23 protein-coding genes are annotated in these 25,839 nt (G+C 64.7%); 13 read left to right on the top strand and 10 right to left on the bottom strand.

Going from position 1 to position 25,839, the window contains the following annotated elements; all coding sequences use genetic code 11:
• The first annotated feature begins 8 nt into the window (after positions 1-8).
• The 3 genes from rpoD to CHB88_RS15030 all read left to right on the top strand — a co-directional run bounded on the left by rpoD (position 9) and on the right by CHB88_RS15030 (position 5,093).
• Complete coding sequence (gene rpoD, locus CHB88_RS15040; protein ID WP_089400150.1) at positions 9-2,507, top strand: RNA polymerase sigma factor RpoD; 2,499 nt, start codon at positions 9-11, stop codon at positions 2,505-2,507.
• A 306-nt stretch (positions 2,508-2,813) separates the two neighbouring features.
• Positions 2,814-4,058 (top strand): Gfo/Idh/MocA family protein, encoded by a 1,245-nt coding sequence (locus CHB88_RS15035; RefSeq protein ID WP_089400149.1) that lies wholly within the window; start codon positions 2,814-2,816, stop codon positions 4,056-4,058.
• Between the two features lie 36 nt (positions 4,059-4,094).
• Positions 4,095-5,093, top strand: a complete 999-nt coding sequence (locus CHB88_RS15030) for an SDR family oxidoreductase (RefSeq protein WP_089400148.1) — start codon at positions 4,095-4,097, stop codon at positions 5,091-5,093.
• Here the strand turns inward: CHB88_RS15030 and CHB88_RS15025 are convergent.
• The 3 genes from CHB88_RS15025 to CHB88_RS15015 all read right to left on the bottom strand — a co-directional run bounded on the left by CHB88_RS15025 (position 5,006) and on the right by CHB88_RS15015 (position 7,841).
• Positions 5,006-5,263 carry a hypothetical protein gene (locus CHB88_RS15025; protein WP_143131305.1) on the bottom strand — a complete coding sequence of 86 codons (258 nt, stop codon included), beginning with the start codon at positions 5,261-5,263 and terminating at the stop codon, positions 5,006-5,008. The two genes, CHB88_RS15030 and CHB88_RS15025, sit on opposite strands and share 88 nt — an antisense overlap.
• Before the next feature lie 306 nt (positions 5,264-5,569).
• Positions 5,570-6,748 carry an ABC transporter substrate-binding protein gene (locus tag CHB88_RS15020; protein WP_089400146.1) on the bottom strand — a complete coding sequence of 393 codons (1,179 nt, stop codon included), beginning with the start codon at positions 6,746-6,748 and terminating at the stop codon, positions 5,570-5,572.
• A 22-nt stretch (positions 6,749-6,770) separates the two neighbouring features.
• Entirely contained in the window at positions 6,771-7,841 is a 1,071-nt protein-coding gene (locus CHB88_RS15015) for an aromatic ring-hydroxylating dioxygenase subunit alpha (protein WP_089400145.1), read from the bottom strand.
• Between the two features lie 152 nt (positions 7,842-7,993).
• Between CHB88_RS15015 and CHB88_RS15010 the strand changes: the two genes are divergently transcribed.
• Together CHB88_RS15010 and CHB88_RS15005 are read left to right on the top strand one after the other, a co-directional pair.
• Positions 7,994-8,695: a TetR/AcrR family transcriptional regulator gene (locus tag CHB88_RS15010; RefSeq protein ID WP_089400144.1), complete on the top strand. Its 702-nt coding sequence runs from the start codon at positions 7,994-7,996 to the stop codon at positions 8,693-8,695.
• A gap of 138 nt (positions 8,696-8,833) precedes the next feature.
• On the top strand, positions 8,834-9,037 hold the full coding sequence (locus CHB88_RS15005) for a hypothetical protein (RefSeq protein WP_089400143.1): 204 nt from the start codon (positions 8,834-8,836) through the stop codon (positions 9,035-9,037).
• 56 nt (positions 9,038-9,093) lie between these two features.
• Here the strand turns inward: CHB88_RS15005 and CHB88_RS15000 are convergent, their stop codons facing one another.
• The 4 genes from CHB88_RS15000 to CHB88_RS14985 all read right to left on the bottom strand — a co-directional run bounded on the left by CHB88_RS15000 (position 9,094) and on the right by CHB88_RS14985 (position 14,190).
• Positions 9,094-10,431 (bottom strand): M20/M25/M40 family metallo-hydrolase, encoded by a 1,338-nt coding sequence (locus CHB88_RS15000; protein WP_089400142.1) that lies wholly within the window; start codon positions 10,429-10,431, stop codon positions 9,094-9,096.
• A gap of 115 nt (positions 10,432-10,546) precedes the next feature.
• The gene (locus tag CHB88_RS14995) at positions 10,547-12,217 is read right to left on the bottom strand and encodes an L-lactate permease (protein WP_176442504.1); all 1,671 of its coding nucleotides are present in this window, start codon (positions 12,215-12,217) and stop codon (positions 10,547-10,549) included.
• 434 nt (positions 12,218-12,651) lie between these two features.
• A complete protein-coding gene (locus CHB88_RS14990; protein ID WP_089400141.1) occupies positions 12,652-13,275 on the bottom strand; it encodes a YbhB/YbcL family Raf kinase inhibitor-like protein in 624 nt (207 codons plus the stop codon).
• Between the two features lie 18 nt (positions 13,276-13,293).
• Positions 13,294-14,190: an SDR family oxidoreductase gene (locus CHB88_RS14985; RefSeq protein WP_089400140.1), complete on the bottom strand. Its 897-nt coding sequence runs from the start codon at positions 14,188-14,190 to the stop codon at positions 13,294-13,296.
• Positions 14,191-14,383: 193 nt separating this feature from the next.
• Between CHB88_RS14985 and CHB88_RS14980 the strand changes: the two genes are divergently transcribed.
• Positions 14,384-14,992, top strand: coding sequence for a type 1 glutamine amidotransferase domain-containing protein (locus CHB88_RS14980; RefSeq protein WP_089400139.1), 609 nt, complete (start codon positions 14,384-14,386; stop codon positions 14,990-14,992).
• Between the two features lie 63 nt (positions 14,993-15,055).
• Complete coding sequence (locus CHB88_RS14975) at positions 15,056-15,310, top strand: hypothetical protein (RefSeq protein ID WP_089400138.1); 255 nt, start codon at positions 15,056-15,058, stop codon at positions 15,308-15,310.
• A 123-nt stretch (positions 15,311-15,433) separates the two neighbouring features.
• Here CHB88_RS14975 and CHB88_RS14970 read toward each other — a convergent pair whose 3' ends face one another.
• Both CHB88_RS14970 and CHB88_RS14960 read right to left on the bottom strand, forming a co-directional pair.
• The gene (locus tag CHB88_RS14970; RefSeq protein WP_143131304.1) at positions 15,434-16,657 is read right to left on the bottom strand and encodes an extracellular catalytic domain type 1 short-chain-length polyhydroxyalkanoate depolymerase; all 1,224 of its coding nucleotides are present in this window, start codon (positions 16,655-16,657) and stop codon (positions 15,434-15,436) included.
• 19 nt (positions 16,658-16,676) lie between these two features.
• Positions 16,677-17,090: a CopG family transcriptional regulator gene (locus tag CHB88_RS14960; RefSeq protein WP_089400136.1), complete on the bottom strand. Its 414-nt coding sequence runs from the start codon at positions 17,088-17,090 to the stop codon at positions 16,677-16,679.
• 573 nt (positions 17,091-17,663) lie between these two features.
• On the opposite strand from CHB88_RS14960, the gene CHB88_RS14955 reads away from it, so the two are divergent.
• Positions 17,664-18,257, top strand: coding sequence for a class I SAM-dependent methyltransferase (locus CHB88_RS14955; RefSeq protein WP_089400210.1), 594 nt, complete (start codon positions 17,664-17,666; stop codon positions 18,255-18,257).
• A gap of 646 nt (positions 18,258-18,903) precedes the next feature.
• Here the strand turns inward: CHB88_RS14955 and CHB88_RS14950 are convergent.
• On the bottom strand, positions 18,904-19,104 hold the full coding sequence (locus CHB88_RS14950) for a globin family protein (RefSeq protein WP_089400209.1): 201 nt from the start codon (positions 19,102-19,104) through the stop codon (positions 18,904-18,906).
• Between the two features lie 183 nt (positions 19,105-19,287).
• Between CHB88_RS14950 and CHB88_RS14945 the strand changes: the two genes are divergently transcribed.
• The 5 genes from CHB88_RS14945 (at position 19,288) to CHB88_RS14925 (ending at position 25,744) form a co-directional block, all read left to right on the top strand.
• Entirely contained in the window at positions 19,288-20,361 is a 1,074-nt protein-coding gene (locus CHB88_RS14945; RefSeq protein WP_089400135.1) for a LacI family DNA-binding transcriptional regulator, read from the top strand.
• Between the two features lie 252 nt (positions 20,362-20,613).
• Positions 20,614-21,525 (top strand): 5-dehydro-4-deoxyglucarate dehydratase, encoded by a 912-nt coding sequence (gene kdgD / locus CHB88_RS14940; RefSeq protein ID WP_089400134.1) that lies wholly within the window; start codon positions 20,614-20,616, stop codon positions 21,523-21,525.
• 31 nt (positions 21,526-21,556) lie between these two features.
• Entirely contained in the window at positions 21,557-22,909 is a 1,353-nt protein-coding gene (gudD, locus tag CHB88_RS14935; protein WP_089400133.1) for a glucarate dehydratase, read from the top strand.
• Positions 22,910-23,061: 152 nt separating this feature from the next.
• Positions 23,062-24,042 (top strand): Bug family tripartite tricarboxylate transporter substrate binding protein, encoded by a 981-nt coding sequence (locus CHB88_RS14930; RefSeq protein WP_245844991.1) that lies wholly within the window; start codon positions 23,062-23,064, stop codon positions 24,040-24,042.
• 112 nt (positions 24,043-24,154) lie between these two features.
• On the top strand, positions 24,155-25,744 hold the full coding sequence (locus CHB88_RS14925; protein ID WP_089400132.1) for an aldehyde dehydrogenase (NADP(+)): 1,590 nt from the start codon (positions 24,155-24,157) through the stop codon (positions 25,742-25,744).
• Positions 25,745-25,839: the final 95 nt, after the last annotated feature.

Here is a 25,839-nt window from a genome sequence, read left to right as displayed (position 1 = left end):
TTTTCACAATGAATAAATCTTCCAAAACGCTGTCACTTTCCAACCGTCCGGCAAAGCCGGCCAACGATGCTTCCGCCGAGGAGTCGCCGCAGAAGACTACGCTGGTCCAGGTGATCAACAACGAGATCGTGCCGACCCAGGTCACCGTAGTGACCAAGACGCGCTCCCGGCTGACCAAGCGTTCGGCCGAAGCCGAGCCTGCAGAACCACCTGTCGCGGAAGCGCCGCCGACCGCGGCGCCGGCTGCTGCGGAAGCGGAAGGCGAGACGACGGAAGAAGCCGTGGCAGCACCCAAGGTACGCGTGGTGAAGAAAGTGGCCAAAAAACTGGAACCGAAGAAGCCGGAAGCTCCGGCGGAAGTACCGCCGCTGCCGCAGGCCGGCGCGTCCCTGCATGCGCAGGCGAGCCAGATCACCGACGCCTCGGCACTGGCGGCGGTGGATACCTCCGGCTACGTCCTGCCCGGCACCAAGACGCCGGCGCGGCGCGGCCGCAAGCCGTCCGAATTCGTTCCCGAGAACGAAGAGATCGCCGCGCTGAACGCCATGGAACGGGCCGAGATGAAGGCCGCCAACAGCGCCCGCCGCAGCAAGGCGGTGGTCAAGGACGGCGCGCCCAGCGCCAAGGAACTCGAGCAGCGCCGCCAGCAGATCAAGGCGCTGATCACCATCGGCAAGGATCGCGGCTACCTCACCCATGCCGAGATCAACGATCACCTGCCGGAAAACATCATCGATCCGGAAGCGATCGAAGGCATCATCGGCACCATCACCGACATGGGCATCGCCGTCTACGAGCAGGCGCCCGACGCGGAGATGCTGCTGCTGACCGACAAGGTCGCCGCCGTCACCAGCGATGACGAGGTGGAAGCCGCCGCCCAGACCGCGCTCTCCACCGTCGATTCCGACTTCGGCCGCACCACCGACCCGGTGCGCATGTACATGCGGGAAATGGCGTCGGTGGAACTGCTCACCCGCCAGGGCGAAATCGACATCGCGCGCCGCATCGAAGGCGGCCTGAAGGACATGATCCAGGCCATCTCCGCCAGCCCCGCCACCATCGCCGAGATCCTGGCGATGGCGGACAAGATCCGCAGCGAGGAAATGCCGATCGATGAACTGGTCGACGGCCTGGTGGAAGACGATGCCGGGGATGAGCCGGCGCCGGTGGCCCTGGCCGCGCCCGCAGACGACGCCGATGGCGAGGACGAGGAAGACGCCGAAGAGGCGGAAGACGAGGAGGACGACGACGCCACCCCGTCCGCCGGCGGCGGCGTGTCGGCCGAGCAGCTGGCGCAGATGCGGAAAGTGGCGCTGGAAAAGTTCGATTTCATCGCCGAACGATTCGCCCGCCTGCGCCATGTAGCCGACACCCAGGCCTGGCTCGGCAAGGATTACGCCACGGTGCAGGAAGAAATCACCGGCGCCCTGCTCGGCATCCGCTTCACCGCCAAGGCGGTGGAAAAGCTGTGCGACATCCTGCGCAAGCAGATGGAGGAAGTGCGCAAGATCGAGCGCCAGGTGATGGAGATCGTGGTCAATCGCTGCGGCATGCCGCGCGAGCGCTTCATCAAGGTCTTCCCCGGCAATGAAACCAATCCGGCGTGGTCCGAAGGGGAAGCCAGTGCCGGCGAGCCCTGGAGCGCCTCGCTCGGCCGCAGCCTGCCGGCGCTGCGGGAACTGCAGGCCAGGATGGTGGCGCTGGAAGAGCGCGCCGGCCTGCCCCTGCCTGAACTGCGCAAGGTCAATCGGCAGATGAATGCCGGCGAGCGCCGCACCCTGCAGGCCAAGCGCGAGATGACCGAGGCCAACCTGCGCCTGGTGATCTCGATCGCGAAGAAGTACGTCAACCGCGGCCTGCAGTTCCTCGACCTGATCCAGGAAGGCAACATCGGCCTGCTGAAGGCGGTGGACAAGTTCGAATACCGGCGCGGCTACAAGTTCTCGACCTATGCGACCTGGTGGATCCGCCAGGCCATCACCCGGGCCATCGCCGACCAGGCCCGTACCATCCGGGTGCCGGTGCACATGATCGAGACCATTAACAAGATGAACCGCATTTCGCGCCAGATCGTGGCCGAGACCGGTTCCGAGCCGGACCCGGCCACCCTGGCCAAGCGCATGGATATGCCCGAGAGCAAAATCCGCGAGATCCTGAAGATCGCCAAGGAGCCGGTATCGATGGAATCGCCGATGGGCGACGACGGCGATTCCCAGCTCGGCGATTTCATCGAGGACAGCACCACCCTTTCGCCGGAAGCGGCGGCGCTGAACGCTTCCATGCGCAAGGCGGTGAACGAGATGCTGGATTCGCTGTCGCCGCGCGAAGCCAAGGTGCTGCGCATGCGCTATGGCCTGGACACCACTTCCGACCATACCCTGGAGGAAGTCGGCAAGCAGTTCGAGGTGACGCGCGAGCGCATTCGCCAGATCGAAACCAAGGCGATGAACAAGCTGCGCAATCCGTCCCGCGCCGACAAGCTGCGCGCCTTCCTGGAAAACGGCTGATCGTCGCGCATCCGGCACGGGACGAGCCGGCCGCATGAAAAGGGGCGCTCATCGATCGATGAGCGCCCCTTTTGCTTGCATGGCATACGCTCCCCCGAGCGTTCTGGCCTCGAATCGCTTTGGCCTGATTTGGATGAGTGGAGAAATGAATATCCGGTTCGTCTGTTGCCAGTAGAGAGCGGCGGGCTCTCTTTTCAGGTCATCCGCGGGAACCCTGCACAACGCTTGTCCGGGACATGAGGGACCATTCGGGGAACCAAACCCATGGGTGATGTCGAAGCAACCACGTTGACATCTTGAAAACCCATGAACCTTCATCCTTTGGCGCCCCCGTTGCCGCGCCGCCGCTTCCTGCGATTTGCCGTCGGCGCGCTCGCCGTTCCATGGGTCGGGCCGGCCGGGGCCGCATCGCCGGACAAGGTGCAGTTTCCGCCCATCCTCGCGCCGACCGAAAAGCCGGAGAAAACGGAGCAGTTCACGCCGCCCGGCGAGCGCATCGGTTTCGCCGTCGTCGGCCTGGGCCGGATTTCGGTGAACCAGATCCTGCCTGCCTTTTCCCGATGCAAGCATGCGCGGGTCACCGCCCTGGTCAGCGGCGACCGCGACAAGGCGCTCGCGATCGCCCGGCAGTACGGCATTTCCGAGCGCGCAGTATTCGACTACCGTACCTACGAGCGCCTGGCCGACGATGCCGCGACGCAGGCTGTCTACATCGGCCTGCCGAACCATATGCATGCCGAGTACACGGTGCGCGCGGCGCAGGCGGGCAAGCATGTGCTGTGCGAGAAGCCGATGGCCAACAGCGTTGCCGAGTGCCGGCAGATGATCGACGCCTGCGCCCGGGCGCAGCGCAGGCTGATGATCGCCTACCGCAGCCAGTACGAGGCGAACGATCGCGCGCTGCTGAAGATGATCCGGGCGAAGCAGCTGGGCACGCTGCGCGAATTCATCTCCAGCAATTGCCAGAATCAGGGCGATCCCGACCAGTGGCGCTTGAAGCGCGCCCTGGCCGGCGGCGGCGCCCTGCCGGATGTCGGCATCTATTGCCTAAACGCGGCGCGTTTCCTCTCCGGCGAGGAGCCGATCGAGGTGATCGGGCATACCTGGAGCAATCCGGCCGATCCGCGCTTTCGCGAAGTAGAGGAAGCGGCGCATTTCATCCTGCGCTTCCCAAGCGGATTCACCGCGACCTGCACGACCAGCTACAGCGCCCACCAGGCCAAGTTCCTGCGGCTGGCGGGCAGCGAGGCGTGGGCGGAGATGGACCCGGCCTATGCGTATTCCGGGCTGCGGCTTCGCATCGGCAGGCTGGTGGACGGACGCGATACGGTTCAGGAATTCGCGCTCGAATCCGCCGACCAGTTCGCCCGCCAGATCGACCACATGGCCGAATGCATCGCGTCGTCGCGCCAGCCGCATACGCCGGGCGAGGAAGGCTTGCAGGACATGCGCATCATCGAGGCCATCTACCAGTCGGCGCGCGAAGGCCGGCCGGTGCGGCTCGGCCCGCCCCCGGGACCGCTGCGCGGACCGGAGCCGGAAGACGCCTGACAGGCCGAACCGAATCAACCATCGAGGAGAAATCGCATGACACCGAAACAGCCGAAGCCCGGCTCCGCCGAGGAGACCGCGGGCATACAGCGCAAGATTCAGCAGGAGACGGACGACAGGGAAGCCGGGCAGCAGGCCGGCCAATCCGCTGCCGGTCCGGTCCAGGCCGGCTTGAAGGAACAGCCCGCGCCCCCCTTCCCCGCCAGGCGCCTGCCGAAGCCAGGCCTGGAATCGCAGCTCGATCCGGCGCCGAGATTCATGGCGCCCGACTACCAGGGCAGCGGAAAGCTGGCGGGGCGAGCAGCCATCATCACCGGAGGCGATTCCGGCATCGGCCGCGCCGTCGCCGTGCTGTTCGCGCGTGAAGGCGCCGATGTCGCGGTGCTGTACCTGAACGAGCATGAAGACGCGGAGGCGACCAAGCGTTGCGTCGAGCAGGAAGGCAGGCGCTGCCTGCTGGTCGCCGGCGACGTGCGCGATGCCGGGTTTTGCGCGGATGCGGTCCGGCAGACCGTGGCCGCCTTCGGCAAGCTCGACGTGCTGGTCAACAATGCCGCCTTCCAGGAGCATGCGATGTCGCTCGAGGAGATAACCGACGAGCATTTCGACATGACCATGCGCACCAATGTCTACGGTTACTTCAACATGACGCGGGCAGCGCTGCCGCACCTGAAGCCGGGCGCGGCGATCGTGAACTCCGGCTCGGAGACCGGCCTGTTCGGCCAGCCCATCCTGCTGGACTACTCAACCACCAAGGGCGCGATCCACGCCTTCACCCGGGCGCTCGCCACCAACCTGGCGCCGCGCGGCATCCGGGTCAACGCAGTGGCGCCGGGGCCGGTCTGGACGCCGCTCAATCCGGCCGACCAGCCGCTGGACCAGGTGGCGCAATTCGGGTCCGGCACCGACATGAAGCGGCCGGCGCAGCCGGAGGAAGTATCGCCGGCCTACGTCTTCCTCGCTTCGCCGGTCTGCTCCAGCTTCATCACCGGCATCGTGCTGCCGGTGATGGGCGGCGTCACCGGCAGCGCCTGACGCGGCTTCGGCGACAGCCGCCGTATTGGCCCATGCAGCACGTCCAGGATGTTCTTCGCCGCGCCGGTGCCCGTGCCGGCATCGGCGGTCACGCCGCCGATGTGCGGGCTGAGGAGGGCATTCGGCACCGCCTGGAACAGGTGCGGCGCAGTCCGCGGCTCATTTTTCAAGCTGTCGACGCCTGCCGCATGCAGCTTGCCGGCCATCGAGGTGGCATGACGTCCGGCGCCTCGGACGCCGTCAAATGACGAAGATCACCAGGTGAGCGATGGCGACCAGCCCCATCGCCAGCAGTACCGCGCCGAAGAATGCCGCTTCGCGCTTCCAGTTGTCCATGTGTGCCTGCTTTGCCGCGTTGAATACGAGGGCAACGATACACCGGGATGCTTACGCGATGCTTATCGGCGGCCTCGCCCGTCCTTGCAAGTTGCCGCAGCATGGCGAAGCGGCCATGCGGCCGCGCCGCGCATGAAGCGTCAGCTCGCGCCCTTGAGCGGGCACTTGTCGTGGTAGGCGTCCTGAGTATTCTTGAGCGGGGTCGCCGCCGTCTTCAGGTTGAGCCGTCCCTTGCCATCCTTCGCCACCTGCATCACGTGCATGTCCTGGATCGGGAAATGATTGTTGTTGAACTTGAAGCTGCCGCGAACCGACTTGAAGTCGGCGGCGCTGAGGGCATTCATGAAGGCCTGCTTGTCGGCGACATTGCCCTTCACCCTGGCCAGCGCCGAATCCAGCAGCTGGGCCGCGTCATAGCTCTGCGCCGCGTAGTTCGACGGGATGCGGCCGTACTTCTTTTCGAACTCCTCCACGAAGCGCTGGCTCTGCGGATTGTTGAAGTCCGGCGCCCAGAAGCCGCCGCTGACCAGGCCGACGGCGCTGTCGCCGATGGACGGCAGCGTGATGGCATCGGCAACGAAGGTCGACAGCAAGGGCGTGGACTTCATCAGTCCCGCTTGGGCGTACTGCTTGGCGAACGCCACGCCGAGGCCGCCCGGGAAGAAGGCAAACACCGCATCCGGCTTGGCGGCCGACACCTGCGACAGCTCAGCCGCGAAGTCGAGCTGGTTCAGCTGGGTGTAAAGCTCATCCACCACCTCGTTCTTGTAGTAGCGCTTGAACCCGGCCACGATGTCCTTGCCGGCCTGGTAGTTCGGCGCCATCACGAGCACCCGCTTGTAGCCTTTTTCGGCGGCATACTTGCCGACCGCCTCGGCCGCCTGGTCGCCCTGCCAGGAGGTGATGAACTGGTAGGGCGAACACTGCTCGCCGGCGATCTGCGACGGGCCGGCGTTCGAACCGATCAGGAACACTTCCTGGCCGGTGACGTACTTGTGGATCGCCATCATGACGTTGGAAAACGAGATGCCGGTGATGATCGGCACCTTCTCGCGCTCCACCAGGCGCCGCGCCACCTGGTTCGCCACGTCCGGCTTGAGCTGGCTGTCCTCCTTGATGATCTGCACCGGCACGCCGCCGAGCTTGCCGCCGTTGCGCTCCACCAGCAGCATGAAGCCGTCCAGCTGGTCCTTGCCAACCGCGGCCTGCGCGCCGGACAGTTCGCCGATGAAGCCTATCTTGAGCGGGTCCTGGGCGTGAGCGCCCGAGGCCGCGGAAAGCGCGAGCAGCGCCGCGGCCGCCGTCAACTTGAGTTTCATGTTTGTCTCCTCCAGGGGGTGGTCAGGTGGCAGGCACCAGCTTTTCGGACCTGCTTTCTTCCTTCGGCTGCTGTTCCGCCTTCAGCATGCGTTCGAGGGCGCGGCGCATCTTCACCGGGCCGGCATCGATGCTCAGCAGCACCGGCTTCATGTCCCAGAAATTCGCCCCGCCGAGCGCTTCCTGCTGCGCATTGAGAATGGGGGTGTCCTGCTCCAGGAAGGCGTAGCGGCGCATGTCGGCGAACTTGGCGTACTCCTCCGGTGTGAGGCGGGTTCCGGAGGGAAGCGCGGCGGCGAAATGATAATGGGTGGTGGTCTCGGTTTCCGGCGTGAGGATGTGAATGCCGTAGTACCAGCCATGGTCTTCACGCTGCCCGCCGGGCGCCTGCACCCCGGAATCGAGGCGGAAGCAGCTCGGCGGCACCCACTGCATGTTGGTCCACATGTCGACCGGCTTGCCGTCGCGCTTGTACAGCATGTCGAAGATGCCGGGCACGGTGATGTTCGGCATCCAGCGGTCGCAGTGGATGGTGTTTCCATCCTCCCTGACCACCTGGTCGGCGCCGACCTGCTCCGGGCTGCCCAGCAATCCGTCGTGCAGATAGGTGATGTGGCTCAGGTCGAGCAGGTTCTCCGCCATCAGCTCGTAGTTCGACTTGATGTGGATGTAGCCGCCGGTGCTGGTGAGGTAGCCCGCTTCCTGGTCGAGCACGCCGTAGTCCGGTATCAGCGCGGCATCATGCGATTCGTCCCCCATCCATATCCAGAGCATGCCGTGCTTGTCGGCCACCGGGTAGGCGCGGACCTTGGCGGCCGCCGGAACCTTTCCTTCGCCGTGCGGGTTCTTCACGCATTTCCCGGAGCAGTCGAACTGCAGGCCGTGATAGGCGCATTCGATCGCGTCGTTGCGCAGCTTGCCGAGATGAAGGGGGATGAAGCGGTGCGGACAGCGGTCCTGCAGCGCCACCGCCTCGCCGTTCTGCTTGCGGTAAAAGACGACCGGCTCGTCCAGCAGGCGGCGATGGAACAGGGATTCGGAATTGACCTGGCTGCTCCAGCAGGCCACATACCAGGCATTGCGGATGAAAGGCATGGGTGTCTCCTATTGATGTGCTCGTCGGCGCAGTTCATTCTACACGCATAAATTTACAGAGCAAGCGGTTTGTAAGTTGATTTTTGCCTCAAGCGGCCGCCGGGCGCAGCTATAATTCGGGAACGAAGCCGATACCGATGACGGGAAGAACGATGCTTAAATCCAGGAAACAGGAAACGCCAGACCCGTCCGACGCCGGACCGTCCGGCGCGTCCCTGCCCGAGGCATCATCCGAAACGGGCGCCAGGCGGCCCCGGCGCTCGCAGGTCGACCGCAGCCGCGAGGCGCGGGAGAAGCTGCTTCAGGCGACCATCGAAGTCCTGATGCAGCGCGGCTACAGCGGACTCACCACCAAGGAAGTGGCCAGCTGCGCCGGCATGTCGAACGGCGCGCTGATGCATCACTACGCCAACAAGGCGGAGCTGGTGGTGGCTGCCACCGCCGCCGTCTATGACGAAGCGATCAAGCGCGGCCAGCGGGTGGCGAAAAGCGCCAAGGCCAGCGAGAGCCCGATCGAAGGCTTCATCACCGATTGCCTGAGCGTCTACTTCGACTGGCCTTTCATTGCCGCGCTGGAAGTCATCATGGTGGCCCGCACCGACGACGAATTAATGCAGCGCATCCTGCCGGTCATGGAGAACTACCGCAGCACCACCAATGAACTGTGGCTCAGCGTATTCAAGAACGCGGGCATGACCCCAACCCAGGCCAGGACCGTCCTCAACCTGACCCTTAACCTGGTGCGCGGCATGGCCGTCAACCGGATGTGGCAAAAGGACGAGAAGCATTACAAGCTTTATCTCAAGGAGTGGGTGCGGATAGTGCGGGAGCAGATCGGCCCGGTCGGCGGTTGAAGCGCCCGCCTCTGGAGCGCCGTTTGACCGGCATCAAAGGAAAGGCATTCGGCCAACATGGCCGCATATTGCATCGCAATATAGCAATAGCCCGGCTACGAACCCTGTTCTTCATCAGACGCCACAAGGAGGTGCGCCATGACTGCCGAGAACATCCTGCCCCGCTATCTCAGTCTCGAACGCTTCGCAAAGGTCACCGGCTATCCGATGGACCAGGCCTACCACAACATCGAAGATGGAAAGTGGATGCAGGGAGAGCTCTTCACCATTGACGATGAGGGCCAGATCATGATCGACATGCAGGCCTATTACGACACGGTGGAAAACAGCGGCAGCGAATGATCGCCGTGCCTGCCGCCGTCTGATCTGCGGGCGGCGGCAGGCGCCGGAAGCCGCGCTTACTGCCGCGGCGGCCGCTTGGCGAGCAGCGGGTCGCTCACGCCCTGCACGCCGGCAAGGCCGAGAATGGCCATCAGCGCCTTGGCCGGACCGAGATGCGCATTGGCCGGATCGAACCACTCTTCCGGCGAATGAATGCCCTGCGAGAAGCCGCCGGCGCCGACCACCGCCGCCGGAATGCCGAGGCTGATCGGCAGGTTGGCTTCGGTGCTGCGCGCGCCGGCCAGCTTCGGCGTGGCGCCGATGGCCTTCACCGCCAGCCAGAGCGACTGCACCACCGCATGGTTGGGCGACGGCGATCCGCCGGGACGGGCGCCGACCTGCTCGATGTCCACCTTGATCTTGTCGCTGTTCCAGCGCTTGTTCTCGGCCGCGGCCGCATCCTTGGCGATCTGCAGCGCCTTGGCTTCCAGCTTCAGCAGCTCGTCGTTGTCGTTGGAGCGCATGTCGAGGTCCATGGTGGCCTCGGCGGCGATGGAGTTGACCGAGGTGCCGCCGGCGATGGTGCCGACGGTGAAGGTGGTCTTGGGCGTGGCCGGGGTCTGCAGCTCGCTGATGCCGGCGATGGCGCGGCCGAGCGCATGGATGGCGCTGGGCTGGCCGAATGCCTGGTAGCTGTGCCCGCCCGGTCCCTTGTAGGTGATGCGGTAGCGGTTGCTGCCGGCGGCCTGGAAGGAGATTTCCTCGTTCGGCACGGTCGGCGATTCGAGGGCGATGTAGCCGTCGATGTCCTTGTGGTCCTTGAACACCTGCTTGATGCCCTTCAGATCGCCCAGACCTTCCTCGCCGACGGTACCGCACAGCCAGACGTCGCCGACGGTGCGCAGGCCGCTCGCCTTGAAGGCGCGCACCAGCGAGAGGATGGAGGCCAGGCCGCGCGCGTCGTCGGCGATGCCGGGCGCATACAGCTTGCCGCCGTTCTCGCGTATCGTCAGGTTGGTGTTTTCCGGGAACACGGTGTCGAGGTGGGCGGAGAGCAGCAGCTTCGGTCCGCCGCCGGCGCCGGGCAGCACGCCGCAGACATTGCTGGCGGCATCCATGCGCACCTCGTTCAGCCCCGCTTCCTTCAGGCGGCCGAGATAATATTCGGCGCGGCGCTTTTCCTTGAAGGTCGGCGCGGCAATGACGACGATCGCCTTCTGGTCTTCCAGGGTTTTGGCATCATCCTGCTTGAGAAAGTCCAGCGCCTGCTTGACCGCAGGAGCGGCGGCAATTTTGGCGAAGGCCGCTTCCTGCTGCGGCGAAATGCTGACTTCCTGCGCGGCGGCGCCGATGCCGGCGCCGGCCAGGAGCGCGCCCGCGGCGGCGCGCCATGCTTGGTTTGCTTGGGGGATCATATCTTCCTTTTTTGGATGAAGTGCTGTTTTCAGATACGGCGAAACCAGTGTATCCAATAGTAGGGAAGAATGGGGCGGCTGCGGAGATCGCCGCCCCGGTGATTGCGAGGAGAGCTTACTTCACGACCATCATGGTGAACGGATAGACATAGGCCTGCAGCGTCACCAGCACGCCCACCAGCACCGCCAGCGCGATGGAATGGAAGAACACATAGCGCAGGATCTCTCCTTCATGGCCGTACCACTTGGTGGCGGTGGACGCCACCACGATGGACTGGGCATCGATCATCTTGCCCATCACGCCGCCGGAAGAGTTGGCGGCCGCCATCAGGTTCGGCGGCAGGCCGATCTGCTCGGCGGTGGTGCGCTGCAGGCTGCCGAACAGCACGTTGGCGGCGGTGTCGGAGCCGGTCAGCGCCACGCCCAGCCAGCCGAGCAGGGTGCCGAACATCGGGTACAGCACGCCGGTATGGGCGAAGGCCAGGCCGAGGGTGGCATCGAGGCCGGAGTACTTGGTCAGGTAGCCGACGGCGAACATGGCGCAGATGGTGAGCAGCGAGAACTTCACCAGCTTGATGGTGTTCCAGTATTCACGCAACATGCGCGGCAGCGAATAGCCCATGACGAGGCCCGCCACCAGCGCCGACAGGAAAATGCCGGTGCCGGCCATGGACAAGATGTTGAAGTTGAACACCGCCGCCTCCGGCGTGGCCTTGGCCACTACCGGCGGCACCTTCATGACCAGGTTGTGCAAGCCCGGGATCGGATACTTCCACGCCCAGAGACCGTCCAGCACTTTCTTGACTTCGGGGATGCCCCAGATGAAGACGAATACAGAAAGGAAGATCCAGGGCATCCAGGCGCGGGCCTGGGAGATCGCCGGCAGCGCCGGCGCAGGCGCGGCGCCCGGCTCGGCGCTCACCTGACTGGCGGAGTCATCCTTGCGCTTGCCGAGGGCAGTGGAGGTCCAGATATTCTTCGGCTTCCACATCTTCAGGAACAGGGTCAGTGTGGTCATCGAGACGATCGAGGCGATCACGTCCACCAGCCACGGACCATGGTAGTTGGAGACCAGGTACTGCGGGATGGCGAAGGACACGCCAGCCACCAGGATCGCCGGCCAGATCTCGCGCATGCCACGGAAGCCGGCGAAGGCCCAGATCAGCCAGAACGGCACCAGGATGGAGAAGAACGGCAGCTGGCGGCCGATCATGGCGGAGAGCTGCAGCAGATCCAGTCCGGAGACGGCCGACAGCGCGATCACCGGCGAGCCGAGCGCGCCGTAGGCCACCGGCGCGGTATTGGCGATCAGCGCCAGGCCCGATGCCGCCAGCGGCGAGAAGCCCAGGCCCATCAGGATGGCACCGGTGACGGCGACCGGCGTGCCGAAACCTGCCGCGCCCTCGAAGAAAGCGCCGAAGCAGAAGGCCACCAGCAGCAGCTGCAGGCGCCTGTCTTCGGTAACGCCGGCCAGGCTGTTCTGCAGCACGCTGAAGTAGCCGTTAAGGGTAGTCAGCCGGTGCAGGAAAATGATGTTGAGGACAATCCAGCCAATCGGGAACAGGCCGGCGGCGATGCCGTAGCCGGCCGCCTTGCCCGCCATGTCGGCCGGCATGCCGAATACGAGAGCGGCGATGCCGATGCCCGCGACGAGCGCGAGGCCGGCTGCGAGATGAGCGCGGACATGGAAGAAAGCCAGTGCCATCAGCAGCACGGCCACCGGAATGCCGGCGACGATGGTCGACAGCGCGGAACTGCTAAGCGGGTCGTAAACTTGTTGCCAAATCATGATGTTCCAAAAGATGAGCGTGATGAACCCGGCCTCGCCACGGTGGGCGCAGCCAAGAGTGAGCATGACAATTGATGGACGTGGGATTCCCTAACGCCCGCGTCGATGACGCAGGCAGTCCGAACCAGCGCCACCCTTTCAGGTGAAACGCTGGCGTGGTGACGGACGGCCGCGCCCGGAAGCTGGCGGTCAGGGCATGACCTGACCTGGACGGAGACCGGCGCTGTGGTTGGCGCGCCGGCCTGCTGAAGCAGGCCTGTGAGCCGCTGCAGCGAAGAAGCCGTCCCGGGAGAGACCGATCGGGCTCTGAAACCGGCTTAAACTGGAAGGATAAAGGATGTCTATTACAAATTGCTTACGGGAATCGCGAAAACCCCGTTCATCCGGCGTATTGTGATGGTTTATAGCGGCCATGCCTCACTTATGTCTCGCTAATTCGCCAGCGGCGCGGCCGGCCCAGCGTCAACCTTAATGCTGCCGTCCTGCCGCTCGTAGGTGGCGATCAGGCAGCCGCTGGCAATGGCCCGGTCATGCAGCGCCTCGAGCACCGCATCCCGCCCCGGCGTGCCGGAGAAGGCCGGTCCCGGCGCCAGGGCGAACACCTGGAAAGCATAGCGATGAATGCCGTGCCCGGGCGGCGGATCGGGCGGCAGCCAGCTCGCCTGCAGATAGGAATTGCGGCCGAGGGTGGCGTCGCCCGGCGCGGCCTCGCTGGATGCCAGTTCGCCTTCGCGCAGAACGCCATCTTCCGGCGGCAGGTCGACGGCAATGGCATGCACCAGCGGATGCGGCGTCGGCGCATCCGCATCCTCCACGATCAACAGCACCGAGCCGGCGCCCGGCGGAATGCCGTGCCACTCCAGCGGCGGCGAGGCGCCGCTGCCGTCGGCGGTGTACGCCATCGGGATCGGCCCATGGTCGTGAAAGGCGAGGCTGGTGACGTCAATGGCCGCCGTGCCGGTCTGCAGATGCACCTGGTTGAAGAGAATCTGATCGAGGCCGGCGCGCCGGTTGCGCAGCGCATGGCCGACCGCTTCGGGCAATTTTTCCAGCATGGTGTTCCTCTCCATTCATTATTGGGTCGCGCCGCCGCTGCCGTACACCTGGGCGGTGCCGCCGGCCCGGTGAAGCGCACCTTCCGGATTGCGCGGCGGCTCCTCGTATTGCTGCCGGTTCAGCTGGGTGGCGGCGAGCTTTTCCGCCAGGCCCGGCATGACGCGATGCATGGTGGTATTGAGCTTGGACATCACGCCTACCTTCACGGCGCGCACCGGCCGGCTCGCAGCACGCAGGATGGCCATGGCCACCTGGTGCGGGTCGATCATCGGCGTTGGTAATTTTGGCTCCTTGTCCATGTAATTTTTGGCGTGCTGCGGAAAAGGCGTATTGACCGCCGTCGGCTGAATCAAGGTAATCGACACCGGCGCCTTGTCCACATGCTCCACCTCCACCCGCAATGCATCGGTGAAACCCTTGACCGCATGCTTGGATGCCGAATACATGCCCTGCAGCGGAATGACCGCATCCGAGACTTCGCTGCCGACGTTGATCAGCGCTCCGCCATTGGCGCGCAAGTGCGGCAGCGCCACCAGGGAGCCGTTGACCACGCCCCAGAAGTTGGTATCGAACAGGCGGCGGCTGTCTTCTTCGGAGACCTGGTCGAGCCGGCCGTAGATGGACCCGCCGGCATCGTTCACCCAGGTATCGATATGGCCGTAGCGCTCGATCGCCGCGGCAGCGACCTTTTCCACCTGGGCGCGGTCGCCGACATCGGCCACGACATAGATGGCATCCCCGCCGGCTTCGCGGATGCCATCGACGGCGGCGCGCAACGCTTCTTCGCTGCGCGCGGCCAGCACCAGCTTGGCGCCGCGCAGGCAGGCGGCGGCGGCCGTCGCCAGGCCGATGCCGCTGGAAGCGCCGGTGATGACCATGACTTGCTGGTCGATCGGTTTCAGGGTGACAGGCATGAGAACTCCTTTTCCAAATGAAATGGGCAGGCCGGTGTTCGGCCGACAAAGGCGGCTCTACATGCAATGTCCATACCGCGTGAAGCAGGGAAATGAAAGGCCTGGCGCGCGATATGCATACGGATGCCGATTTTGCGTTCGCCGCCATACCCGTTTCACGGATGAAGGCGGCTCTATTCACGAAGGAGATCTCATGGATACAAGCGATACCCATCTGCAAGGCACGCGCATCGCCATCCTGGTGGTGGAAGGATTCGAGCAAGTGGAATTCACCGAGCCGAAACGGGCGCTGGAAAGCGAAGGCGTGGTCACCCAGGTGATTTCGCAGCAGCCGGGCAAGGTGCAGGGATTCAATCACCACGACAAGGGCAGCCAGTTCGACGTCGACCTGACTTTCGCCGACGCCGACGCCAGCCAGTTCGACGGCGTTTTGCTGCCGGGCGGCGTGATCAACGGCGATCAGCTGCGGATGGTGCCGGAGGCGCAACGCTTCGTGCGCCAGATCGACGAGGCAGGCAAACCCGTTTTCGTCATCTGCCATGGCGGCTGGCTGCTGGTCTCCGCCGGCCTGGTCGATGGCCGCAGCATGACCAGTTGGCCGACGCTGCAGGACGACATCCGGCACGCCGGCGGCACCTGGCTCGACCAGGAAGTGGTGGTGGATGGCAATTGGGTCAGCAGCCGCAAGCCGGACGACCTGCCGGCCTTCTGCCGGACAATGATCGACCTGCTGCATCAACGAAAAGCCGGCCAGACCTTGGCCGGCAAGGGCGATCAGCAGGGCATCGGGTTGCCGGGCTAGCGCATCGTTGCTTTCCGGGCTGGACATGCGGGGGAAATGGTCTACCCTGACGAGGGAGGGCATATGTTTCTCGCCAGAGAGTCCGGGCCTTACTATCGCCGATACTGGATCCGCGCGTCGGTCACGCTCGTGCGCCCGGTGATCGGCCATGCCTATCTCCTGACCAAGACCAAGGTCTACAACGGCGATCCGAGGAATGCCCTGCGCCCCTTGCTGTACAGCCAGGCGCGGCTCAATTCCGACGACACGCTGGAAGTGCTCACCAGCGCGGAGCGCGCCGCCCTGTGCGCCATCGAAGCGATCGCGTGCGGGCGCTGATCATGATGGATGCATGATCGGCGCCCGCCCCCGACCCATCAAGCCCTGCCGAATCGATCCTGGCACCCTGCCGGGCCTGACGCTGCGCCCGGGCGGGCATACCCGATCCCGGGCATCGAACCATCAAGCCTTGCCGCGCTGCGGATGGGCCATGAAGAACCTCAGCATCTCGGAAGAAGCATCCGGGCCTTTCGGGTCAGTGTACGACCCGGCCGCGCTGCCGCCCGACCAGGCATGGCCCGCCCCGTGGACCAGCCAGTGCTCGGCGATCACGCGGTCGTCCTTGTCAAGAAAATCCGTCCTGGTATAGCCGCGGCCCCGCTCGGCCCTGCCCTTGACGATGCGGGTCTCGCCGGCATTTGCGGCGCCGTCGGGCATGCCCATGCATTGCCGCAGCGCCTGCTGGCCATTGGCCGAATGGACCGTATGGTCGCGGTCGCCATGGAAGACGATCACCGGCACGGGTTGGCGGCTGGGCGTCAGCCTGCCCGCCTTGCCGTTCTTCATGGCGCCGAAGGCTGACGCCACGTCATGCGCCGATCCGACCGGCAAGCCGGAGTGGATGGCAACCGCTGCATACAGATCGGGATAGGCGCAGGCAAGGATGGCGGCCATCGCGCCGCCGGCGGAGAGGCCGGACACATAGGTTCGGGCCGAATCAGTACGGTATTCGCGCATGACCTGCCGGGTCATGTCGGCGATGATGGAAGGTTCGCCGCGATCCCGCGCCTGGTCGGACGGATTGAACCAGTTCCAGCAATTCGACCCGTTGGCATTCGCGGCCTGCGCGGGGTAGAGCACCAGGCAGCCGTGCTGGTCGGCGAGCCGGTTCATGGCGGTGCCGGCGGCGAAATCGTCGGGGTTCTGCTTGCAGCCATGCAGCATCACGACCAGCGCCGGGCGCTCGGCGCTGTCGGCGTTGTAATTGGCAGGCACATACAGCTTGTAGGCGCGCGTGCCCGCCGCATTCGAACATGAGCCGGAAAGGAAGCGCCCTGTGTTCCCCGGCCTGTCGGCGGTGTCCGGCCCGGTTCTGAATTCCACGTCTTCGGCCGCTTGCCGTGCGGCGGGAGTGAACCACTTACCGCCCTTGCCGACGCGAAACCGGGCCAGGAAGTCGCGCGATAAGTCGCCGGACTGCGGTTGCGCCTCGGGCCGGTCCGCGGCGGGCTCCTCCTGGCTTCCATTGCGCAGGACCGGGTCGACAACATCGGCCATGTTTCCGGCGGGCGTGCCGCCGCCGTTCAGGGCTCGCTGGATGGCGGCGGTAGCGGCGGCGGGTCCGGCGGTGCGCAGCAGGTTGGTTGCCTCGCGCATCTGCGCGAGAAAATCTTCATTGAGTTTCATCGGGTTCTTTCAGGTTGATTTACCGGATGCGGCCGGCGAGGGCCGCCTTCACGGCGGGGCTGGCGTGCAGGACGCCGAGCACGGTAATGGATTCGATGGTCGCCAGCGCCAGTTCCGGCGAGACGTCGGCATCGATGCTGCCCAGGCCGAGCACCTGGATCTGTAAAACCTGACCTGCCTGCCGCACCGTTTCCAGGTCGGCGCGGGAGAAATGCTGCAAGCCGAGCACGAGCTGCTTGCGGGTAACGGTCTGCCGGATTACATCGGCATGGGCGACGATCTGGTTGCGTATGGCGGTACGGATGAGGTCGGTGCGGTTCGAATAGAACCCCTCCTGCACCAGCAGATCGATCTGGCCGAGGTCGATGGGACCGAGGTTGATCGTTATCTTTTCCGTATCGGCGTTTTTCGTCTTCAGGTCTTGTGCGCTCATGCTGGCTTCCAGTTGTCATTTTCCATCCCTATGCCATCCATGTGGATGGTCATTGGATGGTTAACCATACTCCCTCGGCGGCAGAGGTCAATGCAACTCTTGGTTTTTTTGTGGAGTCACCGTGAGTATGAAAATGCGGCTATTGCCCGCAATGCACGGGGACTGTCTTCTCCAGCGCAGAGCGCAACCCACCCCAGGATTTCGCCATTTGCCAGACGGTCCGAGCATGAGTGTGCTAAAAGGCGTTCCTTACCGCCTGAGCTTGAAGCGCTCTTCAAATTAAGTTACGGGATAGTCGCGATGCTTAAACCATCCATGAGCATCGCTGTTGTGCGTCATCCCATACATGTCACGGATTCCCAACTTCTCGCTCAGTTTCTTATGCTTTAGCGTAAAGTGCCGTAGAAGAAAAGAAGGGAAGAACGCTGGACTGCCTACAACATACTCACGCCATAGAGCTGACTTAATAAAACTGACGCATTCATGCTCAATAAAAAAGTTGTAGTTCTGCGGTAATGAATGAAGTACTACAGCAAGCTGCGGCGGCGGCCGTACCGAGAATGGATCCATAAAATGAAAACTTTTTTACATGTTGGTTGCGGCCCGCAGAATAAGTATCAGTTAAAAGGATTCGGTTCGAATGAATGGGCAGAGATTCGATTCGATATCGATGGAAGTGTTAAGCCAGACATTGTTGGCTCTCTCACTGACATGTCCAAGGTGGGGTCCGGAAGCGTAGACGCAATCTATTCCGCCCATAACATTGAACATCTTTTCCCGCATGAGGTACCCATCGCATTAGGTGAGTTTTATAGGGTGCTGAAACCACAGGGATTTGTTGTTATAACCTGCCCTGATTTAGTGAGCGTATGTGAGGCGGTCGTCAAGGATAGGCTACTAGAGCCTTTATATCAGTCGCCGGCTGGGCCGATCTCACCTATCGATATCTTGTATGGGCATCGGGGCTACATAGCGCAGGGCAATGAATTTATGGCGCACAAATGCGGATTCACCTATTCGGCACTATGCGGGACCTTCCGAAATGCTGGGTTTAAAAGTCTTTTTGGCGGAGCGAGACCTGCTGCTTTTGATTTGTGGCTATTCGCATCCAAGGCAGCGTTAACAGATAGTGAAATCACAAAATGCGCACCCGCATTTCTACCATAGGATGGACTTACCTCGCCTGATTCCGGAGACGCCGGTGTGGTGGCAGTGATAGTTGAACCGCTTCGTGCTGCGCCTCTTCTTCATGCACCAGGATTTGGGTTGGATGTGTCTGAGATACATGCTGCGATGGCAGATCGCCGCCATTAGCTACGCCGGTGCTCGATTGCCGGCCCAATTCTGCTTTGTGCAATCGGGATCCAGCAAGTCGTGGGAGGCTGGCCAAACGTCTCCAGGGCGGCGACGTTTTCCTTGGGCCATACGAGCTTCCAGGTGCAATACTCCAGGAGCCTGTTCAGTATTTATTTGACAAGGGGTCAGCCACGAGAGGCGGTCGAATGCCAGGGCGAAGCAGGGAGCTCGGGCAGCATGCTGCTCGAAACCCCTGCTTCGCCCTGGCACTGCATCCCTTCCTGCTTGAACGCACTGCCACAAAATTCTGATCAGGGTCTTAGAGCGCGAGTCGAATTGACAAATTGGGCTATTTCACTTCATGGGAAGCACGGCTGGCGTGAATTGGATGTCTCGGGACAGCTGCACCTGATCCAGAGCGATTGCATAGATACCCCCCGATTGCCATCCTTCGCGCCAATCCATTACGGTTCGACTTCTCAGCCCGGCAAGTTCGGGCGCAGCGCTGAAAATCCATTCACCCTTCAAACGCCTTCTGCGCCGCCTCCTCCGGCGTCAACCCGTCATAGAACAGGTCGGTGAACCATTCCACCTGCTCCTCGATGTAATCCTGGGCCTGGGCCACGGTGGCGCCGCCGGCCACCAGATGTCCTTCCACCTCGATGCACCAGTTGATCAGCGCTTCGGTTTCCGGGTCGAGCTTTTCCTTCTTAGCCATGGGCTTCACCTTTGTCTTCGCGCCGCAGCGCCGAGCGCGGAGCATAACCGCATTCCTGGATGGCGGTTGGAAAACCCGTTTGACAGGTGAACGCCCGGCCCGTTTCGGAGGTTTCAAAACAATGCCGCCGGATTGTTGCCTCCATGGTAACGCTACCATCAAGCGCGATGATAGAATCGCCGAATGAGCAAACTGCCGCCCTCCCCTACCGAACCCGCACCTGCGCCGCCCGAGCGCAAGAGCCGCCGCAAGAGCGGCGGCTTCACGCTGAGCGACGTCGCCAAGCTGGCCGGCGTGGCGCCGATCACCGCTTCCCGCGCCCTCAACACGCCGGACGCGGTATCGCCGGCGGTGCTGCAGCGGGTGCGGGAGGCGGTGGCGCAGACCGGCTACGTGCCGAACATGCTGGCTGGCGGCCTTGCGTCGCGCAAGAGCCGGCTGGTGGCGGCGGTGGTGCCGACCATCGCCGGCCCGGTGTTCCAGGAGACGGTGCAATCGCTCACCGAGGCGCTGGCGCAGGCTGGCTACCAGCTCATGCTGGGCCAGACCGGCTACGAGAATTCGCGCGAGGATGCGCTGCTGGAAGCCATCGTCGGCCGCCGTCCGGACGGCATCGTGCTCACGGGCGTGATGCACTCGCCCGAAGGCAGGCGCCGGCTGCTGTCGGCCGGCATTCCGGTTGTCGAAACCTGGGACCTGACACCGACGCCGATCGACATGCTGGTAGGTTTCTCCCATGAAAAAATCGGTACCGCCGTTGCCGAATATCTTCACCGGCGCGGCTGCCGCCGGGTGGCAGCGATCCAGGGCATCGATGAGCGCGGCGAGCGCCGCAGCAGGTCGTTCTCCGACACTGCCATCCGGCTCGGCATGGTCGACGCCCGTCATGGCGCGGTTCCCGTCCGCCGTGTCGCCGCGCCGACCACCCTGGGCAGCGGCCGCAGCGCCCTAGGCGAACTGCTGGCGCAGGATCCGGGGATCGACGCGGTGTTCTGCAGTTCCGACCAGCTGGCGCTTGGCGTGCTGATCGAGGCCCAGGCGCGCGGCATCAAGGTGCCTGATGAACTGGCCGTCATCGGCCTCGGCGACTTCAACTATGCCAAGGACCTGCATCCCTCGCTGACGACGGTGCGCATCGACGGCACCGCCATCGGCCGCATCGCCGCCCGCTTCATCATCGACCGGGTGGAGGGCCGCCCCGTCACCGAGCCGGTATGCGACATCGGCTTTTCCATCGTCGCCCGCGAGAGCGCCTGATTTCCCTTTTTCAATGCTGACAAAAAACCGTTGACGCGTTGATTTGGTAGCGCTACCATTTGCGATCACTGAACTTGGTAGCGCTACCATCCGATTGAAAGCGGAGCGCTTCCAAGGCAAGAAGGTTTCCAGCGGCCGGCCGCCCGAGCGCAACGGTTCCGCCGCACGACCCGGCCGCGCCGGCCGGATAGCGCCAATCCGGGCATGACGCCCGCACTTATTGCATCACTGCACACTGAAAAGGTAGACAACATGACGCCCCAAGAACTCAAGCTCGTACTGCAAAGCGGCCTGCTCTCGTTCCCGCTGACCGACTTCGACGCCCAGCTGAAATTCAACCCGGGTCCGTACGCCGAGCGTCTCGAGTGGCTCATGCCCTACGGCGCCTCCGCCCTGTTCGCCGCCGGCGGCACCGGCGAGTTCTTCTCGCTGGAGCCTGAAGAGTTCTCGCAGGTCGTCAAGACCGCGGTGGAAACCTGCCGCGGCCGCATGCCAATCATCGCCGGCGCCGGCGGCGGCACCACCCTGGCCATCAAGTACGCGCAGGAAGCCGAGCGCCTCGGCGCCCAGGGCGTGCTGCTGCTGCCGCACTACCTGACCGAAGCCAGCCAGGAAGGCCTGATCGCCCACGTGCAGGCGGTGTGCAAGAGCGTCAAGTTCGGCGTCATCGTCTACAACCGCGGCGGCTGCCGCCTGACCCCGCAATCGCTGCAGATCCTGGCCGACACCTGCCCGAACCTGATCGGCTTCAAGGACGGCTTCGGCGACATCGAATCCATGGTGGCCATCCGCCTCACGCTGGGCGACCGCTTCGCCTATCTCGGCGGCCTGCCCACCGCCGAAGTATTCGCCGGCGCCTACAAGGCCATGGGCTGCCCGGTCTACTCCTCCGCCGTGTTCAACTTCATCCCGAAGACCGCGATCGAGTTCTACAACGCCCACGCCGCCGGCGACACCGCGACCACCGACCGCCTGATCAAGGACTTCTTCCTGCCCTACATCGAGCTGCGCAACCGCGGCCAGGGCTATGCCGTGTCCATCGTCAAGGCCGGCGCCACCATCATCGGCCACAGCGCCGGTCCGGTGCGCCCGCCCCTGTCCGACCTGAAGCCGGCCGAAGTCGAGCAGCTCGCCGCGCTCATGGCCCGCCTCGGCCCCCAGTAATCTCCCGATCAAGATCAGGCAAGGAAAAACCATGTCCACGCAAACCCTGAATGCCCCGACCGGCGCGCCGGTCGTCACCGAGATGCGCGTCGTCCCGGTGGCCGGCCGCGACAGCATGCTGCTCAACCTGAGCGGCGCCCACGGCCCCTACTTCACCCGCAACATCGTCATCCTCACCGACAGCGCCGGCAACACCGGCGTCGGCGAAGTGCCGGGCGGCGAGCGCATCCGCCAGACCCTGGAAGACGCCCGCTCGCTGATCTTCGGCCAGCGCATCGGCAACTGGCAATCCGTGCTGAACACGGTGCGCAAGCAGTTCGCCGACCGCGACGCTGGCGGCCGCGGCCTGCAGACCTTCGACCTGCGCATCACCATCCACGCCGTCACCGCGCTGGAAGCGGCGCTGCTCGACCTGGTCGGCAAGTTCCTCGGCGTGCCGGTCGCCGCCCTGCTCGGCGAAGGCCAGCAGCGCGAAGAGGTGGAGATGCTCGGCTACCTGTTCTACGTCGGCGACCGCACCGCGACCGACCTGCCGTATGCGAGCGAGCCGGAGGCGGAAGACGACTGGTTCCGCGTGCGCCACGAGAAGGCCATGACGCCCGAAGGCGTGGTGCGCCTGGCCGAAGCCGCCTACAAGCGCTACGGCTTCAACGACTTCAAGCTCAAGGGCGGCGTGCTGCGCGGCGAGGAGGAGATCGAGGCGGTCAAGGCGCTGCACGAGCGCTTCCCGAAGGCCCGCATCACTCTCGACCCGAACGGCGGCTGGCTGCTGAAGGATGCAATCCGCCTGTGCCGCGACCAGCACGACGTGCTGGCCTATGCGGAAGACCCCTGCGGCGCCGAGAACGGCTTCTCCGGCCGCGAAGTGATGGCCGAATTCCGCCGCGCCACCGGCCTGCCGACCGCCACCAACATGATCGCCACCGACTGGCGCGAGATGGGCCATGCGATCCAGCTGCAGTCGGTCGACATCCCGCTGGCCGATCCGCACTTCTGGACCATGCAGGGCTCGGTGCGCGTGGCGCAGATGTGCAATGAATGGGGCCTGACCTGGGGTTCGCACTCCAACAACCACTTCGACATCTCGCTGGCGATGTTCACCCAGGTGGCCGCCGCCGCGCCGGGCAAGATCACCGCGATCGACACCCACTGGATCTGGCAGGACGGCCAGCGCCTCACCAAGCAGCCGCTGCAGATCAAGGGCGGCATGGTGCAGGTGCCGAAGCAGCCGGGCCTGGGCGTGGAAATCGACATGGAACAGATCGAGGCCGCGCACCAGATGTACCGCAACATGGGCCTGGGCGCGCGCGACGACGCGGTCGCCATGCAATACCTGATCCCCGGATGGAAGTTCGACAACAAGCGTCCCTGCATGGTGCGCTGATCCTGGCAGCCGGCGCCGGCACGCTTTTGCGCGGCGCCGGAACCATAACAAGAGCGGGCCGCGCGATGCGCGCGTCCGCCGGCAGTTTTTGCAGTCCTCGGAATGCGGCCCACCGGCCGCGGAACATGTTTAAGCCGTTCAAAGGAGATTCCATGAAATTCAAGAAAATGATGGCAGGCCTGGCCTCGGGCATGGTCTTTGGCCTCGCACTGAGCGCCGGCGCCCAGGCGGCCGGCTACCCGGAAAAGCCGATCACCGCCATCGTGCCGTTCCCCGCAGGCGGCTCCACCGACCAGATCGCGCGCGCCATCGGCCCCAGGATCACCCAGAAGCTGGGCCAGTCCTGGATCGTCGAGAACAAGCCCGGCGCCACCGGCGCCATCGGCGCGGCCCAGGTCAAGCGCTCCCCGCCGGACGGTTACACCCTGCTGGTGGCCTCCATCGGCGTCTATTCGGTCAACCCGGTGCTGCAAAAGAACCTGCAGTACGACCCGGCCAAGGATTTCGACCTGCTGACGGTGGCGGTGCGCGCGCCCAACGTGCTGGTGGCAAGCCCCTCCTTCCCCGCCAATAACGTGGCCGACCTGGTGACCAACCTGAAGAAGAACCCGGGCAAGATTACCTTCGCCAATTCCGGCGCCGGTTCGTCCGACCACCTCACCGCTGCGTTGTTCTGGCAGAAGACCGGCACCACCGGCGTGCACGTGCCGTACAAGGGCGGCGCGCCGGCCATCACCGACCTGCTCGGCGGCCATGCCGACGTCTCGTTCCAGAACATCAACGCCGTGGTCAACCACATCAAGACCGGCAAGCTGAAGGCGCTGGCCATCACCGGCGACAAGCGCTCGCCGCTGCTGCCCAACGTGCCGACCCTGGCCGAAGCCGGCGTGAAGGAAGCGGACGTCTATTCCTGGCAAGGCATCGCCGCGCCCAAGGGACTGCAGCCGGACGTGAAGACCAAGCTGCATGACGCCATCGTCGGCGCGCTCAACGATCCGGAGGTCAAGCGCGGCCTGGTGGAGCAAGGCTTCGAGGTGGTTGCCAACACCCCCGAGCAATTCACCAAGTTCCAGGCGCAGGAACTGGCGCGCTGGAAGCAGGTGATCACCGTCGGCAAGATCGAAGTCGACTGATCCCGCATGAAACCGGGCCGGGTCTCCTTGGAGACCCGGCTTCTTTTTTATCGGGCGGTGCCATCGCGGCGCGCCCTTACGAATCATCGAAGCAAACTTTCAGGAGTACTCTATGTTGAACGGTGAAATGTTCATTGGCGCCGCCGCAGTGCGCGGCGAGCACGGCAGCGTGCGCGGCTACAACCCCGCCACCGGCGAAGACCTCGAGCCGGCGTATGGCTTGGCAAGCGCGGCTGAAGTGGACCGCGCATGCGCGCTGGCATGGGCAGCGTTCGACACTTACCGCGACACCCCGCTCGAGCAGCGCGCCGCCTTCCTCGAGCGCATCGCCCAGAACATCCTCGACCTCGGCGATGCGCTGGTCGAACGCGCCATGGCCGAATCCGGTCTGCCGCGCGCGCGCATCGAAGGCGAGCGCGGCCGCACCGTCGGCCAGCTGCGCCTGTTCGCGGAAGTCGTGCGCGAAGGCAGCTGGCTCGAAGTGCGCCTCGACTCCGCCCAGCCGCAGCGCCAGCCGCTGCCGCGCTCGGACCTGCGCCAGCGCCACATCGCCGTCGGCCCGGTCGCCGTTTTCGGCGCCTCCAACTTCCCGCTGGCCTTCTCGGTCGCCGGCGGCGATACCGCCTCTGCCCTGGCCGCAGGCTGCCCGGTGGTGGTGAAGGCGCATTCCGCCCATCCCGGCACGTCGGAGCTGGTCGGCCGCGCGATTCGCGACGCGGCGGCCCAGTGCGGCATGCCCGAAGGCGTGTTCTCGCTGCTGTTCGCCGAGCGCGACAATGCCGTCAAGCTGGTCACCGACTGGCGCATCAAGTCGGTCGGCTTCACCGGCTCGCGCGGCGGCGGAATGTCCCTGGTGCGCGCCTGCGCCGGCCGGCCCGAGCCCATTCCCGTCTTCGCCGAGATGAGCAGCATCAACCCGGTGTTCCTGCTGCCGGCCGCGCTCAAGGAGCGCGCCGAGTCCATCGGCAAGAACTTCATCGCCTCGCTGACCATGGGCGCCGGCCAGTTCTGCACCAATCCCGGCCTCGTGCTGACGCTCGAAGGTCCCGAAACCGACGCCTTCCTGCGCTCGGCCTCGGCCGCGCTCGAAGCCAGCGCCGGCGCCACCATGCTGACCGCCGGCATCCACCGCGCCTATGAACAAGGCGTGGCGAAAATCGCAGCCAACGAGCAGGTGAAGACGATTGCGCGCGGCACCGCCGGCACCACCAAGCATGCCTGCCAGGGCGGCCTCTTCCTCGCCACCGCGGCCGATTTCCTGGCCGATCCGGAGATGCAGGAAGAAATCTTCGGCGCCGCCTCGCTGGTCGTGGCGTGCAAGAACCTCGACGAGATGCGCGCGGTGGCCGAGCGCCTGGAAGGGCAATTGACCGCCACCATCCAGATGGAGGCGGAAGACGAAGCGATCGCGCGCAGCCTGCTGCCGACGCTGGAACGCAAGGCCGGCCGCATCCTGGTCAATGGCTATCCGACCGGCGTCGAGGTGTGCCATGCGATGGTCCACGGCGGCCCGTTCCCGGCCACGTCGGATGCGCGCATGACGTCCGTCGGCACGCTGGCGATCCGGCGCTTCCTGCGCCCGGTGTGCTACCAGGACCTGCCGCAAGCCCTGCTGCCGCAAGCGCTCAGGGATGACAATCCGCTGCAGCTGCCGCGTCGCCTGGACGGGCGCCTGGCGCTGCCGGAGCAGGGCAAGGCCTGAAACCGAAAGCCCAAACCGGCGAAGGCGGGGCGGTGTTCCTGCTCAAGACCGGCGGCACGATAGCACCGCGCAAGCGCGCTGGCGGACGGGATGCC

This window comes from Noviherbaspirillum humi (assembly GCF_900188095.1).
In the GTDB taxonomy this organism is placed as follows: Bacteria; Pseudomonadota; Gammaproteobacteria; order Burkholderiales; family Burkholderiaceae_D; genus Noviherbaspirillum; species Noviherbaspirillum humi.
This window is presented reverse-complemented; position numbering and strand designations above follow the sequence as displayed.

What these genes read in the sequence shown, in the direction of transcription:
- CHB88_RS14925 (WP_089400132.1), top strand. Translation starts at nt 24,155, where the DNA reads ATGTTGAACGGTGAAATGTTCATTGGCGCCGCCGCAGTGCGCGGCGAG.
- kdgD (WP_089400134.1), top strand. Translation starts at nt 20,614, where the DNA reads ATGACGCCCCAAGAACTCAAGCTCGTACTGCAAAGCGGCCTGCTCTCG.
- CHB88_RS14990 (WP_089400141.1), bottom strand. Translation starts at nt 13,275, where the DNA reads ATGCTGGAAAAATTGCCCGAAGCGGTCGGCCATGCGCTGCGCAACCGG.
- CHB88_RS15015 (WP_089400145.1), bottom strand. Translation starts at nt 7,841, where the DNA reads ATGCCTTTCATCCGCAATGCCTGGTATGTGGCCTGCTGGAGCAGCCAG.
- CHB88_RS15035 (WP_089400149.1), top strand. Translation starts at nt 2,814, where the DNA reads ATGAACCTTCATCCTTTGGCGCCCCCGTTGCCGCGCCGCCGCTTCCTG.
- CHB88_RS14945 (WP_089400135.1), top strand. Translation starts at nt 19,288, where the DNA reads ATGAGCAAACTGCCGCCCTCCCCTACCGAACCCGCACCTGCGCCGCCC.
- CHB88_RS15000 (WP_089400142.1), bottom strand. Translation starts at nt 10,431, where the DNA reads ATGATCCCCCAAGCAAACCAAGCATGGCGCGCCGCCGCGGGCGCGCTC.
- CHB88_RS15020 (WP_089400146.1), bottom strand. Translation starts at nt 6,748, where the DNA reads ATGAAACTCAAGTTGACGGCGGCCGCGGCGCTGCTCGCGCTTTCCGCG.
- CHB88_RS14985 (WP_089400140.1), bottom strand. Translation starts at nt 14,190, where the DNA reads ATGCCTGTCACCCTGAAACCGATCGACCAGCAAGTCATGGTCATCACC.
- CHB88_RS15030 (WP_089400148.1), top strand. Translation starts at nt 4,095, where the DNA reads ATGACACCGAAACAGCCGAAGCCCGGCTCCGCCGAGGAGACCGCGGGC.
- gudD (WP_089400133.1), top strand. Translation starts at nt 21,557, where the DNA reads ATGTCCACGCAAACCCTGAATGCCCCGACCGGCGCGCCGGTCGTCACC.
- CHB88_RS14960 (WP_089400136.1), bottom strand. Translation starts at nt 17,090, where the DNA reads ATGAGCGCACAAGACCTGAAGACGAAAAACGCCGATACGGAAAAGATA.
- CHB88_RS15010 (WP_089400144.1), top strand. Translation starts at nt 7,994, where the DNA reads ATGCTTAAATCCAGGAAACAGGAAACGCCAGACCCGTCCGACGCCGGA.
- CHB88_RS14955 (WP_089400210.1), top strand. Translation starts at nt 17,664, where the DNA reads ATGAAAACTTTTTTACATGTTGGTTGCGGCCCGCAGAATAAGTATCAG.
- CHB88_RS14980 (WP_089400139.1), top strand. Translation starts at nt 14,384, where the DNA reads ATGGATACAAGCGATACCCATCTGCAAGGCACGCGCATCGCCATCCTG.
- CHB88_RS14975 (WP_089400138.1), top strand. Translation starts at nt 15,056, where the DNA reads ATGTTTCTCGCCAGAGAGTCCGGGCCTTACTATCGCCGATACTGGATC.
- CHB88_RS15005 (WP_089400143.1), top strand. Translation starts at nt 8,834, where the DNA reads ATGACTGCCGAGAACATCCTGCCCCGCTATCTCAGTCTCGAACGCTTC.
- CHB88_RS14930 (WP_245844991.1), top strand. Translation starts at nt 23,062, where the DNA reads ATGAAATTCAAGAAAATGATGGCAGGCCTGGCCTCGGGCATGGTCTTT.
- CHB88_RS14970 (WP_143131304.1), bottom strand. Translation starts at nt 16,657, where the DNA reads ATGAAACTCAATGAAGATTTTCTCGCGCAGATGCGCGAGGCAACCAAC.
- rpoD (WP_089400150.1), top strand. Translation starts at nt 9, where the DNA reads ATGAATAAATCTTCCAAAACGCTGTCACTTTCCAACCGTCCGGCAAAG.
- CHB88_RS14950 (WP_089400209.1), bottom strand. Translation starts at nt 19,104, where the DNA reads ATGGCTAAGAAGGAAAAGCTCGACCCGGAAACCGAAGCGCTGATCAAC.